Source organism: Pseudomonas sp. PA-5-4B (assembly GCF_021606215.1).
Taxonomy (GTDB): Bacteria; Pseudomonadota; Gammaproteobacteria; order Pseudomonadales; family Pseudomonadaceae; genus Aquipseudomonas; species Aquipseudomonas edaphica.
Map to the genome: position 1 here is coordinate 23,568 of NZ_WKDB01000037.1, position 12,579 is coordinate 36,146.

General features: G+C 59.1%; 11 protein-coding genes. 2 read left to right on the forward strand and 9 right to left on the reverse strand.

Going from position 1 to position 12,579, the window contains the following annotated elements:
- Positions 1-48 precede the first annotated feature (48 nt).
- The 5 genes from GIW28_RS18705 to GIW28_RS18725 form a co-directional block, all read right to left on the reverse strand.
- Positions 49-1,278, reverse strand: coding sequence for a nucleoside recognition domain-containing protein (locus tag GIW28_RS18705; protein WP_017139079.1), 1,230 nt, complete (start codon positions 1,276-1,278; stop codon positions 49-51).
- A 98-nt stretch (positions 1,279-1,376) separates the two neighbouring features.
- The gene (gene gltP, locus GIW28_RS18710) at positions 1,377-2,708 is read right to left on the reverse strand and encodes a glutamate/aspartate:proton symporter GltP (RefSeq protein ID WP_017139080.1); all 1,332 of its coding nucleotides are present in this window, start codon (positions 2,706-2,708) and stop codon (positions 1,377-1,379) included.
- A 729-nt stretch (positions 2,709-3,437) separates the two neighbouring features.
- Positions 3,438-3,905, reverse strand: a complete 468-nt coding sequence (locus tag GIW28_RS18715) for an inhibitor of vertebrate lysozyme family protein (RefSeq protein ID WP_017139081.1) — start codon at positions 3,903-3,905, stop codon at positions 3,438-3,440.
- Positions 3,906-3,907: 2 nt separating this feature from the next.
- Positions 3,908-4,072, reverse strand: coding sequence for a DUF1328 domain-containing protein (locus GIW28_RS18720; protein WP_003170804.1), 165 nt, complete (start codon positions 4,070-4,072; stop codon positions 3,908-3,910).
- Between the two features lie 78 nt (positions 4,073-4,150).
- Entirely contained in the window at positions 4,151-4,441 is a 291-nt protein-coding gene (locus GIW28_RS18725) for a hypothetical protein (protein ID WP_017139082.1), read from the reverse strand.
- A gap of 378 nt (positions 4,442-4,819) precedes the next feature.
- On the opposite strand from GIW28_RS18725, the gene algB reads away from it, so the two are divergent.
- On the forward strand, positions 4,820-6,166 hold the full coding sequence (gene algB, locus GIW28_RS18730; protein ID WP_017139083.1) for a sigma-54-dependent response regulator transcription factor AlgB: 1,347 nt from the start codon (positions 4,820-4,822) through the stop codon (positions 6,164-6,166).
- A gap of 10 nt (positions 6,167-6,176) precedes the next feature.
- Positions 6,177-7,964: an ATP-binding protein gene (locus GIW28_RS18735; RefSeq protein ID WP_017139084.1), complete on the forward strand. Its 1,788-nt coding sequence runs from the start codon at positions 6,177-6,179 to the stop codon at positions 7,962-7,964.
- Between the two features lie 124 nt (positions 7,965-8,088).
- Here the strand turns inward: GIW28_RS18735 and GIW28_RS18740 are convergent, their stop codons facing one another.
- From GIW28_RS18740 to dsbA, 4 genes are all read right to left on the reverse strand, one after another.
- Positions 8,089-8,865, reverse strand: coding sequence for an N-acetylmuramoyl-L-alanine amidase (locus GIW28_RS18740; RefSeq protein ID WP_017139085.1), 777 nt, complete (start codon positions 8,863-8,865; stop codon positions 8,089-8,091).
- 88 nt (positions 8,866-8,953) lie between these two features.
- Positions 8,954-11,023, reverse strand: coding sequence for a diguanylate cyclase (locus GIW28_RS18745; protein ID WP_236447578.1), 2,070 nt, complete (start codon positions 11,021-11,023; stop codon positions 8,954-8,956).
- The gene (locus GIW28_RS18750) at positions 11,020-11,901 is read right to left on the reverse strand and encodes an endonuclease/exonuclease/phosphatase family protein (protein WP_370589433.1); all 882 of its coding nucleotides are present in this window, start codon (positions 11,899-11,901) and stop codon (positions 11,020-11,022) included. Before GIW28_RS18750 ends, GIW28_RS18745 begins: the two co-directional genes overlap by 4 nt.
- 7 nt (positions 11,902-11,908) lie before the next feature.
- Positions 11,909-12,544, reverse strand: coding sequence for a thiol:disulfide interchange protein DsbA (gene dsbA / locus GIW28_RS18755; protein WP_017139088.1), 636 nt, complete (start codon positions 12,542-12,544; stop codon positions 11,909-11,911).
- Positions 12,545-12,579: the final 35 nt, after the last annotated feature.

Sequence of the window (12,579 nt, forward strand, 5' to 3'; positions counted from 1 at the left end):
CTTCGCGGCCCAGCGGGAGCAAGCTCCCTCGCCACAGGTAACTAAGCCTTAACCAAAAAACCAGTAGCACACCGAAATTGCCGCCACCACGCCGGCAAACTCCGCCAGCAACGCACATCCAACCGCATGCCGCGCGCGCTGGATGCCCACCGAACCAAAGTACACCGCCAACACATAAAAGGTGGTCTCGGTACTGCCCTGAATCGTCGCCGCGACCAACGCCGGGAAGCTGTCCACGCCCTTGGCCTGCATGGTCTCGATCAACAGCGCCCGCGCTGCGCTGCCGGAGAACGGCTTGACCATCGCCGTCGGCAATGCATCGACAAAGCGCGTGTCCATGCCCGTCCAGGCCACCACATGGCGAATCCCCTCCAGGCCAAAGTCCAACGCCCCGGAGGCGCGCAATACGCCCACTGCACAAAGCATCGCCACCAGATACGGCAGCAGGTTCTTGGCAACATCGAAGCCCTCTTTGGCACCTTCGACAAATGCCTCATACACCTTCACCTTGCGCAACGCACCGATCACCAGAAACAGCATGATCAAGCCAAACAGCGTCAGGTTGCCGAGGATCGACGACAGGCCCGCCAGCGCCGTGGCGGACAGTGTCGCCAGCAACGCCATAAAGCCGCCCAGCATCAGCGCGCCGGGAATCAGATAGGCCAGCACCACCGGGTCCCACAAGCGCAGGCGCTGCATGACAGCCACCGACAACAGGCCCACCAGCGTTGAGGCGCTGGTGGCCAGCAGGATCGGCAGGAACACCAGCGTCGGGTCGGCGGCGCCTTGCTGGGCGCGGTACATGAAGATCGTCACCGGCAACAGCGTCAGCGAGGACGCGTTAAGCACCAGGAACAGAATCTGCGCGTTGCTCGCGGTGTTGGGGATGGGGTTGAGTTCCTGCAACGCCTTCATGGCTTTCAGGCCAATCGGCGTGGCGGCGTTGTCCAGGCCCAGGCCATTGGCGGCGAAGTTGAGGGTGATCAAGCCGATGGCCGGGTGGCCAGCGGGCACTTCCGGCATCAAACGGCGAAACAGCGGGCCGAGCGCCTTGGCCAGCCAATCGACGATGCCCGCTTTTTCAGCGATGCGCAAAAAGCCCAGCCATAAGGTCAGGGTGCCGAACAGCAGCACCATCACGTCCACCGACAGTTTGGCCATGGCGAAAATGCTTTCGACCATCGCCGCAAAAATCCCGGCATTACCGCCAACCAGCCATTGCGCCAGTGCTGACACCATTGCCACGACAAAGAAGCCAAGCCACAGGCCATTGAGCATCAGTTGAATCCCCCGAAAGATGGGGCGAATGATAGCGGGGCTGGCAGAAACGACAAACCCCGGAATTTTCCGGGGTTTGTTTCAAAGCAGCGGTGCTATCAGCCGCGGGTAGCTTGTGCGGTCGGTGCGGCTTCTTTGCTGCGCCAGTGCGGCAGCGAGTTCCAGTAGCGCTCGCCCTTGGCATCGTCGTACATGCCTTCCCAGCGGGAGATGACCAGAACAGCCAAGGCGTTGCCGATCACATTAAGTGCGGTACGCGCCATGTCCATCACTCGGTCGACGCCGGCGATGAAGGCCAGGCCTTCCAGCGGAATGCCCACGCTGCCCAGAGTCGCCAGCAACACCACGAAGGACACGCCCGGCACGCCGGCGATACCTTTGGAGGTGACCATCAGGGTCAGTACCAGCATCAGTTGCTGGCCAATCGACAGGTCGATGCCATACAGCTGGGCGATAAAGATGGCCGCGATACTCTGGTACAGGGTCGAACCGTCAAGGTTGAACGAGTAGCCAGTTGGCACTACGAAGCTGCAGATGGCCTTCGGCGCACCGTAGGCTTCCATCTTCTCGATCACACGCGGCAACACGGTTTCGGAGCTGGCGGTGGAGTAGGCCAGTACCAACTCATCCTTGAAGATGCGCATCAGCTTGAGAATCGAGAAGCCGAACAGGCGGGCGATCAGGCCCAGTACCGCAAAGGCGAAGAAGAGGATGGCGACGTAAACCAGGATCACCAGCTTGGCCAGCGGCAGCAAGGAGGCGAAACCGAAGTTGGCGACGGTTACCGCGATCAAGGCAAATACACCGATTGGGGCGTACTTCATGATCATGTGGGTCACTTTGAACATGCTCTCGGACACGCCCTGGAACATGGTCACCAGCGGTTCGCGCAGCTCAGGCTTGAGGCTCGACAAGCCCAGGCCGAACAGCACCGAGAAGAAGATGATCGGCAGCATGTCGCCACGGGCAACGGCAGCGAAAATATTCGATGGGATCAGGTTGAGGATGGTTTCGATGAACGCATGTTCATGCTGCACTTCGGCGGCGGTGGCGGTGTATTTGGAAATATCGACGGTACCCAGGGTACTCATGTCGATGCCAGCGCCCGGGTGGAACAGGTTGGCAAGCAACAGGCCGACCACAATGGCGATGGTGGTGACCACTTCGAAGTAAAGAATGGTTTTGACGCCGATCCGCCCCAGCTTCTTCGCATCCCCTACGCCGGCGATGCCAACAATCAGCGAGGAAATCACAATCGGGATCACGATCATCTTGATCAGGCGGATAAAGATATCGCCCGCTGGCTGCAACACATTGCTGATCCACCAGGCTTTTTCAGCACTGAAATGGTTGAGCACTGCACCGATTGCGATCCCCAGTACCAAACCGATGAGGATCTGCCAGGCGAGGCTTAGCTTTGCCTTCTTCATGTCATTACCCTTACTTCAAGTGGACTTAAGGCAAATGCGCCACTCGCAACGCTCGGAAGCGAAAAAGTGTGCGCATTTGCCTCCATGGAAGGTCACCGCAGCATGGCCGAAATGGCTTACTGGCAGGCGAAAAAAGGCGCAACTATTCCCATGCAAGGGTTCGACGTCTAATGCCGTAAACGCCTACCCTATGCCGAATCGGCATGACTTTTTTTGAAATTAGCTGTCCGAACGGTCAGTTCAAATCCGCCATTAAAGCCCGTGAATATGCCGTTAACCGGCCAATACCGGCTCGCTCAGAGATGTTGGACGACTTATACAGGTTGGCGAAAATGCCTGGGAATTCACTGACCTGGCGCCAGAAATATCCTATGGCGCAGCCAAAATTTTCTCGATAGATGGTCGCCACGAAACACCAAGTAATGGTTAGGCGCGCGCAAAAGAGAAATTGTCGGCTATGAGCCGTATAAGAAGCGGAGCATGAGAGTGACAAGCCCGTCGCAAGTTCAGCAAGCGTGAGGGCTTGTGAACTTGCGTCGCAGCTTTTCACCTGACCCGGCCCTTGCGCAGGCACTCCCTGTACCCGTAGGTCACGCCGATCTCGATTGATCAGAGCAACCCGGCCCCCTGGTCATGCATCACCCTTGGCGGGCGATGCAGACAGAAAGAAGCGAGGGGCTTCTTTCTATGGACGCCGGCTCCGCAGACGACAGACGCATCAGACGGAACCTAGTACCAATTCGGATCTTTCTTAAGCTGCTCCATCAGCAGCTTTTGCATGCCTTCGTTCGGCTTACCGATAAAACGGTAATCGGCGTGCCGTGTCGGGGATTTGTCCGCCGGCAAACCGGCCGGGACTTCCACCAACATGGCGTAGGCATCTTCCTTGTCGAGGCTAAAGGCAACGATCAGGCGCTTGTTCAGGCACGTATCTGCAGTCTCACAGAGCGGCCCCACCAAATACTTGTCGCCATCTTCTTCAACGGCATTCATTTGCTCGGCCGTACCGGACAGGTTCATCACCCATTCCGGCAAGCGCTGTTCTTTCTTCACCACGCTTTGCCAGGTTTCGCGGTACTGCTTATCCGCACTAAGCAATTCGTTGGCTCGGGATTGGCCGTCATTGGCGGCCATCACCAGCCCGCTGCCGCCCAAGAGCAGGGCGGCAGCCATGGTTTTAAAGGACAAAATGGTCATATTCAGCCTCGGCCGCGACGACCAAAGAAGAACGAAGCGATGAACATCACCAGGAAGACCACAAACAGAATTTTTGCGATACCCGTGGCGGTGCCCGCGATACCACCGAAGCCCAGGACTGCAGCCACAATGGCGATGATCAGAAATGTGATTGCCCAACTCAACATGGTGATTCTCCTTACGCTTTTATAGGGGTAACAGCGGTAGTGCCGTGCGGCCGCTCAACACAAGCGACCTTTTCTTGCTTAGAACACCCAGCGCTCTTGGGTTGGCAATTCACCCAGGGTTGAATCCTGGCCTGCCACTCTCAATTGCGGGGCGGTTACTTCAGTAGTAGCGCTGGCGCTGCCAACGGAACGGAAATGGGTTTGGGTCATCGACGGACGTTCGAATTGCGCGGTTTGCTGCTGACTTTGCTGCCAATGCTGCATCTGCTGGCCGGCAATCAACGTGACCATCAAAGCCAGGCTGGCGAACAGACCTTGCTGCAAGCGCAGTGGCGATACACGTAGTTGGCTGAGGCTTTGGCGAGTCATGCTGCATTTCTCCCGCATTTTGATTATTCGTTGGGAGAGCTATTGCAGAGTGCATGCCAGTTTTTTTACAAAATAAAACTCAATAAAATCAATTAGTTATAGATACACCAATACAGTATCGAACAGCATCCTGCACGATGACCCTTTGCAGGCCGTGCGAAATGCACGATGGTCAGTGGTCGGGTCAATGGATCGAAACAACCGCGGGCGTTGCCGAATTGGCAAGAAGGCAAGAAAACGCCATCAATCGGCGCCTTTGTAGGGGAACGTGAAGATACCTGCGCGAAGATGCCTTTTATGAATCAGAATAAACCATGCAACTTGCCCGATTAATCCGGGACTAAACACCATCATTTATAGTTAAGGAGCGCGGGACAGATGGAATCAGCCAAGGAACTTCAAGGCCGCATTCTTTTAGTGGATGACGAATCCGCGATCCTCCGCACCTTCCGTTACTGCCTGGAAGATGAAGGCTACAGCGTAGCCACTGCCAACAGCGCCGCCCAAGCCGATGCCTTGATGCAGCGTCAGGTATTCGATCTGTGCTTCCTGGACCTGCGCCTGGGTGAAGACAATGGCCTGGATGTGTTGGCCCAGATGCGCATCCAGGCGCCATGGATGCGCGTGGTGATTGTGACCGCGCATTCAGCTGTAGACACCGCCGTTGACGCGATCCAGGCCGGCGCCGCCGACTACCTGGTCAAGCCGTGCAGCCCCGATCAACTGCGCCTGGCCACCGCCAAGCAGTTGGAAGTGCGCCAGCTCTCCGCACGCCTGGAAGCACTGGAAGGCGCAGTGCGCCAACCCAAGGACGGCCTCGATTCCCACAGCCCGGCGATGATGGTGGTACTGGAAACTGCGCGTCAGGTGGCTGGCACCGATGCCAATATTTTGATCCTCGGTGAGTCCGGCACCGGTAAAGGCGAGCTGGCCCGGGCCATTCACGGGTGGAGCAAACGCTCGAAAAAATCCTGCGTGACCATTAACTGTCCGTCACTGACAGCCGAGCTAATGGAAAGCGAGTTGTTCGGCCATAGCCGTGGCGCGTTTACCGGCGCCAGTGAGAGCACGCTGGGCCGCGTTAACCAAGCCGACGGCGGCACGCTGTTTCTCGACGAGATCGGCGACTTTCCCCTGACGTTGCAGCCAAAACTGCTGCGATTCATTCAAGACAAGGAATATGAGCGCGTAGGCGACCCGGTCACTCGACGTGCTGATGTGCGCATCCTCGCGGCCACCAACCTGAACCTGGAAGACATGGTGCGCGACGGCCGTTTCCGGGAAGACTTGCTCTACCGCCTCAACGTCATCACCCTGCACCTGCCGCCCCTGCGCGAGCGCAGTGAAGACATCCTGACTCTGGCCGACCGTTTCCTGGCGCGCTTCGTCAAGGAGTATGCCCGACCTGCACGCGGTTTCAGCGATGCCGCCCGTGAAGCGCTGCTTAACTACCGCTGGCCGGGCAATATCCGCGAACTGCGTAACGTGGTGGAGCGGGCCAGCATCATTTGCCCGCAGGAAAAGGTTGAAATCAGCCACCTCGGGATGGCCGAACAGCCGACCAACAATGCCCCGCGTATTGGCGCAGCACTGAGCCTGGACGAACTGGAGAAAGCCCATATCGGCGCCGTTCTCGCTACCAGCGACACCTTGGATCAAGCGGCCCGCACGCTGGGCATCGACGCGTCGACCCTGTACCGCAAACGTAAACAGTACAACCTGTGAGCTGCACCTTATGAAGCTTGCGATGAAACTGCGCACTCGGTTGTTTCTGAGTATCTCAGCGCTGATAACCGTCGCCCTGTTGGGACTGGTCCTGGGACTGGTCAGCGTCATGCAAATGGCCAAGAGCCAGGAGTCGCTGATCCGCAGCAACTTTATCACCCTGGACCTGGGCCTCAAGCTGCGCCAGACCTTGGGCGACCAGTTGATCCTGATGCTGGAGGAGCAGCCCGACCCCGCTGCCCTGCAGACGTCCAAGCAGAACTATTTTGCCCTGCTGGACCAGGGCATCGCCCATGAGCAGCAGGACGGCAGAACCAGTGGTTTCAGCCAGGCACGCATCGACTACCTGAATTTCCTCAAGGCGTTTGACGAAGCTCAGCAAAGCTCACTGGCCAACAATAAAAACGAAAAACTCACCGAAACCTTCAATGCACTGCGTAACGGACTGATCGCTGAACACAAAGGCGCCCTGGAAAATATCAACGACAGCGAGCACAAGTCGCGCAATCGCGCCTTGTTAATCGCCGGCTTGCTGGGGCTGGTCGGCCTGGCGGTGTTGATCATCGGCTTCGTCACCGCCCATGGCATCGCACGGCGCTTTGGTGGGCCAATTGAAGCCTTGGCCAAGGCCGCCGACAAGATCGGGCAAGGCGATTTCGAAGTGACGCTGCCGATCTCATCGGCGGCAGAAATGAATCAGCTGACCCGTCGTTTCGGCATCATGGCCGAAGCACTGCGTCAGCATCAGGCGACCAATATCGATGAATTGCTGGCCGGCCAGCAACGCCTGCAAGCAGTGCTCGACAGCATCGACGACGGCTTGCTGATGATTGACCGCCAAGGCCGTCTGGAACACCTTAACCCCGTGGCACAGCGCCAGTTGGGCTGGGACGAAGAGCGCCTCGGCCAAGGCTTGGGTGAAGCCTTGGGTCGCCCTGAAATGGATGAGCAGCTGCAACTGGTGCTGCGCGGCGGCAACCTGGAGCGCGCGCCGGACGATCTGGAAGTGGAAGTCGAAGGCGAACTGCGCCTGCTGACCTACAGCCTGACGCCGGTCAGCCATACCCAAGGGCATATTCTAGGTGCGGTGATGGTGCTGCATGACGTCACCGAACAACGCGCGTTCGAACGTGTGCGCAGCGAGTTCGTATTGCGCGCCTCCCACGAATTACGCACGCCGGTGACGGGCATGCACATGGCCTTCGGGCTGTTTCGCGAACGGGCGAAGTTTCCCGCCGAGTCCCGTGAGGCCGACCTGCTGGATACGGTCAATGAAGAAATGCAGCGCCTGATGCAGTTGATCAACGACCTGCTCAACTTCTCGCGCTACCAGAACGGCCTGCAAAAACTCACGCTCGGGCCATGCGATGTCACTGATTTGCTCGAGCACGCACGAGCCCGGTTCACGGAGCCCGCGAACGCACAACACATCGAACTGCTGGTGGAAGCTCAATCGGAATTGCCCAGGCTGTACGCCGACCAGGTTCAACTCGAGCGTGTACTCGATAACCTTCTAGGCAATGCTTTGCGACATACGGCCAATGGTGGCCAGATTCGCTTGCAGGCACGCCGCCACGGCGAACGGGTGATTATCAGCGTTGAAGATAACGGCGAGGGTATTGCCTATGGCCAACAGGGGCGCATCTTTGAACCTTTCGTACAAGTAGGCCGCAAGAAAGGCGGCGCTGGCCTGGGGCTGGCGTTGTGCAAGGAGATCGTACAGTTGCACGGCGGTCGCATGGGCGTGTATTCGCGGCCGGGGCAGGGTACGCAGTTCTATATGGCACTGCCGTTGTAGCCTGGATACAAAAAAATGTGGGAGCGGGCTTGCCCGCGATTGCGGTGGCTCAGCCAAAAGTTTATTGACTGACACTCCGTCATCGCGGGCAAGCCCGCTCCCACATTTGAATGGGGTTACACCTTTAGCGGCGGTTCAATGCGCTCAGGATAGCTGCACTTTCCGCATCCGGCGTGCCGTCGAACCGTGATGGCCGGAAGTGCATCTGGAACGCCGCGATCACATGTCGCGTGGCCACATCCAGTTCACCCGTCTGCGGCGTCTGGTAGCCCAGGCGCGCCAGTTCTTCCTGGAACCACGTAATACTCGGCAGGCTAACGGCATACTGTTGCTGGAATCGAGCCACCGCCTGTGCATCCGGCCACACGCCCAAACCTTCAGCCGCCAGGCGCTTCCACGGAAACAACGGGCCTGGGTCGAGCTTGCGCAATGGCGCAATGTCGCTATGGCCGATAATGTTTTTGGGGTCGATGCCGTTGCGCTTGCTGATGTCCTTGAGCAACACCACCAACGACTGCACCTGGGCCTCGGAGTACGGGTACCACAGGCGGCCGGTCGGCGCGTCTGTATAACCTGGGTTCACGATCTCGATACCAATGGAGCTGGAGTTGAGCCAGGTGCGGCCCGCCCATTCGCTTTCACCGGCGTGCCAGGCGCGCTGGCTCTCGTCTACCAGCTTGTAGATGGTGCCTGAAGCATCATCGCCAATGAGGTAATGGCTGCTGACCTGGCCGTGCGTGAGCAGCGCCAGGGAGCGTTCAAGGCTGGCGGAGGTGTAATGGACAATGACGAACTGCACGCGGTTGTCGTGGTTCAAAGAAGGGTGGCTGGTGTTCAGCCGCGGGCCGCTGGCGCAGCCGGCGAGCAAAAGAAGCACAAAGGCAATGCAAAAGGATTTCATGGCGGAAGACAGTACGCAGAAGACGATAATGCAACAGTGTAACGGATGGTTCGGGGCTCGACGGTCAAATCACAAAATGGAACATCTTTTACGCCGCCTGCACCCGGTTGCGTCCAGCGGCCTTGGCCCGATACAACGCCTCATCGGCACGCTTTAGCGCCAGGTCACTGCGTTCTCCCGGCAGGAACTGCGCCACGCCCATGGACACCGTGATGGTCACCGGCTCGCCTTTGAAGTGGAACGGGCATGCCTCGATGGCCGAACGCAGCACCTCACCCACGTCCAAAGCATCTGCCAAACCTGAGTCAGGCATCAACAATACAAACTCTTCACCCCCAAATCGCGCGATAAAATCGCCGGAGCGCAGGCGCTTGCGCAACACATTGGCGATGATCTTCAGCACCTTGTCGCCGGCCAAGTGGCCGTAGCCATCGTTGATGCGCTTAAAGTGGTCCAGGTCGAGCATGGCCAGTGACAGGCTGTTGCCGCGCTGATGCCAGCTATTCACTTCATGATCCAGGCGCTCGCTCCAGGCCGCACGGTTGGGCAGGCCGGTGAGCGGGTCGATCAAGGCCTTCTGGCGCTGCACTTCCAAATGCTCGCGATAACCTTGGGCTTCCTGCTCCATGTTCGCCACCCGCTCGGCCAGGCTTTTGAGCCGCGCCGCGACTTCCTGCTCGCGCTGGTCACGCTGCTGCCGGTGTTCGTCCATGGTGCCGAGCAAGCCTTCAAGGTGGCTTTCCAGCACATGCTTGAGGCTGTCCAGGTCAGCAGCTTCCTGCACGCTGCTTTGCAGGCCGTCGACCTGTTCACGGATCTGCGTATCCAGCTCCCGTGCGGCCGAGCGGCTGTCGGCGTGCCCCTCACTGGCCACCTGCAGATGGCCCTGGAAGGCTTCGAGGCGTTCATTAAGCTGCTTGAGGTAGGCCTCGAACTCATGCTGGCCACTGTCGGTAATCGCCAGCATCAGCACCGCCAGGTCATCGAGGATCGGCAGCAATTCGTACCAGTTCAAGCCGTGGGCCAAGCGCTCGCGCATGGCTTCGGCCTGGGGCCGGTGGCGCTCGGGTAAGGACAGATCCTCCAGCAAGCCAAGCAAGGTGTCTTCGATATGCTTGCCGACCGAGCTGTAGGACGGCTCGGGGGAGTCGGGCAGGGCGTAGGTGCCGTCCGGTTGCAGCGCATCGGGATCGGGCACGCAGGGTTCCAGCACGGGCGGAAGCGACAGGCTGCCTATGAGCGTTTGATCTGGCGTGTCGACCTCAACCTGCGGCTCTTCGATAAATGCAGCAAGGGCGCTTTCGGGCGCGGCTTCCTCTAGTGCTGGCTCGGGCATCTCTGGCTCAGAGACTTCGTCAGGCCCGACGGGGGCTTGCTCCGGCGCCGGTGCCTCAAAGGCAAAGGCTTCGCGGGCGACTTCAGCCACTTTGACCGGCTCAGCGGGTTCAGGCTGCGCGGCGGCCGGCGTTACCGGCAATGGCGCAAAAGCGCGCAAGGCTTGGGTCAGCTCTTCGGATTGCACGGGCTCCAGTGGCTCGGGCGCGGCTTTGGCAGCAGCAGGTTTCGACGCCGGCGGTTGCGGTGCATAGAGCGGGGCAGATTCAACCACCGACGCCTCATTCGACACATCCTTTGCACCAAACAGGCGTTGCAGCAGGCCTGGTCCAGGGCGCGCAGCTTCGCCTTCAGGCTCCAGGTTATTTAGCGCCTGCCCTTGCAGGCTGCTCAATTCGCTGAGCAGCAGCGGGATCTCACGCGCCTGGCCGACTCGGCCATCAAGCTGTTTGGCGAAGGTTTTCAGCGGGCGGGCGACTTCACGCGGCAGAGGCAGTTTCTGCAACTGCGCAACTAAGGCAGTCAGCGCAGTGCTGATCTGGTCGACCCGGGTTTCGCGGCGCTGCTCCGAGTCGAGCACGGCTTTTTCCAGGCGTGGCAGCAAGGCGGCGAGGGCAGCGTCCATGTCGTCGGTACGCACCACATCGCGCATTTCTTTCATGCATTGATCAACCGCACGGTCGGTGCCTTCCGCCGCCAGCGTGCTGCGCACCAGGCCTCGGCGCAACAGGTCGAGGCGGGCAGCCCAGCGGCGTTCGAGCTTATCTTGCTGCTCAACGCTTTTAAGGTATTTCTCTTTCCAGCGCTGGGCGTCGTCGCTCATGCAAGGGGTCCGCGTGGGCCTGGGCTCAACGCGGGTAATGCATCAGCCGTGAGCGAACCCGGCAGACGAATCTCTACCGCGACGGGCAGGTGATCGGAAATGGGCTGCGCCAGCACCTGCACACTTTCCAGTGTAAGGCTGGGGCTGAGCAGGATATGGTCGAGACAGCGTTGCGGGCGCCAGCTGGGAAACGTGGCTTCGACTTGCGGCGCCAGTAACCCGAGGTCGCGCAACGGGGAATTCTGCAACAGGTCGGTGGCATGGGTGTTCATGTCACCCATCAGCACCTGGTGTTTGTAGTTGCCGATCAGATCACGCACGTAGGCCAACTGGAGGTTGCGTGTACGCGCTCCAAGCGCCAGGTGCATCATCACCACCACCAAGGCTTCCGGGCCTTCGCCGAAACGCACAAGAATCGCGCCGCGCCCTTTTGGGCCGGGCAACGGGTGATCTTCGATGGCTGTCGGCTTCAAGCGGCTGAGCACGCCATTGCTGTGCTGTGCCAGGCGCCCGAGGTTGCGGTTGAGTTGCTGATACCAATAAGGGAAAGCACCGAGATGGGCGAGATGCTCCACCTGATTGACATAACCGGAGCGCATGCTGCCGCCGTCGGCTTCCTGCAAGGCGACCAGATCGAAGTCGTTGAGCAGGTCGCCGATTTTCTGCAGATTACCGGTACGCCCTTTGTGCGGCAGCAGATGCTGCCAGCCACGGGTGAGGTAGTGCCGATACTTCTCGGTACTGTTGCCCACCTGAATATTGAAGCTGAGCAGCCGCAGACGACTGTCTGCCGGCAAGCCCGTGGACTCCAGGTGGTGTTCGTTGACCCGCGGTTCATGCAGGCCAACGCTACGTTCAGTACCCCAGCCGCGCATGATGGCCCCCTTACTTGGCTGCGCGCTCTTTAGCGATCAGTTGGTCGGCAACATTGAGGGTTTGCTCAGGACCACCGGTAGTGCCCAGGTCGAAACGGTATTTGCCGTTGACGATCATGGTCGGTACGCCTTGTACGCCGTACTTCTGGGCGAGTTCCTTGGCCTGTTTGATTTGGCCCTGGATAGCGAAGGAGTTGAAGGTGGCCAGGAACTTGTCCTTGTCGACGCCTTGGGTGGCAACAAAGTCAGCCATTTCGTCAGGCTTGGTCAGGCGCTTGCCTTCTTTTTGAATCGCATTAAATACAGCGTTGTGAACCTTGTGCTCGACACCCATGGCTTCCAGGGTCAGGAACAGTTGGCCGTGGGCATCCCATGGGCCGCCGAACATGGCCGGGATGCGTCGGAAGTTAACGTCGGACGGAAGTTTTTCGGCCCAAGGATTGATAGTCGGCTCAAAGGCGTAGCAATGCGGGCAGCCATACCAGAACAGCTCCACCACTTCGATCTTGCCTGGCTCCGAGACCGGAACCGGGTTGGCCAATTCAACGTAGGTTTTACCGGCTTCAAGCGGCACGTCGGCAGCTTGCGCGGTCATGCCGAAAAGGCTGACAGTGACGAGAGCGGCGCTGAGGATCAGATTACGCATGCTTTACTCCTGGACAAATAAAGTCGCCTCACGCG

Coding starts and splice junctions, on each gene's coding strand:
- GIW28_RS18735 (WP_017139084.1), top strand. CDS start 6,177: ATGAAGCTTGCGATGAAACTGCGCACTCGGTTGTTTCTGAGTATCTCA.
- dsbA (WP_017139088.1), bottom strand. CDS start 12,544: ATGCGTAATCTGATCCTCAGCGCCGCTCTCGTCACTGTCAGCCTTTTC.
- GIW28_RS18720 (WP_003170804.1), bottom strand. CDS start 4,072: ATGTTGAGTTGGGCAATCACATTTCTGATCATCGCCATTGTGGCTGCA.
- GIW28_RS18740 (WP_017139085.1), bottom strand. CDS start 8,865: ATGAAATCCTTTTGCATTGCCTTTGTGCTTCTTTTGCTCGCCGGCTGC.
- gltP (WP_017139080.1), bottom strand. CDS start 2,708: ATGAAGAAGGCAAAGCTAAGCCTCGCCTGGCAGATCCTCATCGGTTTG.
- algB (WP_017139083.1), top strand. CDS start 4,820: ATGGAATCAGCCAAGGAACTTCAAGGCCGCATTCTTTTAGTGGATGAC.
- GIW28_RS18705 (WP_017139079.1), bottom strand. CDS start 1,278: ATGCTCAATGGCCTGTGGCTTGGCTTCTTTGTCGTGGCAATGGTGTCA.
- GIW28_RS18745 (WP_236447578.1), bottom strand. CDS start 11,023: ATGAGCGACGACGCCCAGCGCTGGAAAGAGAAATACCTTAAAAGCGTT.
- GIW28_RS18715 (WP_017139081.1), bottom strand. CDS start 3,905: ATGACCATTTTGTCCTTTAAAACCATGGCTGCCGCCCTGCTCTTGGGC.
- GIW28_RS18725 (WP_017139082.1), bottom strand. CDS start 4,441: ATGACTCGCCAAAGCCTCAGCCAACTACGTGTATCGCCACTGCGCTTG.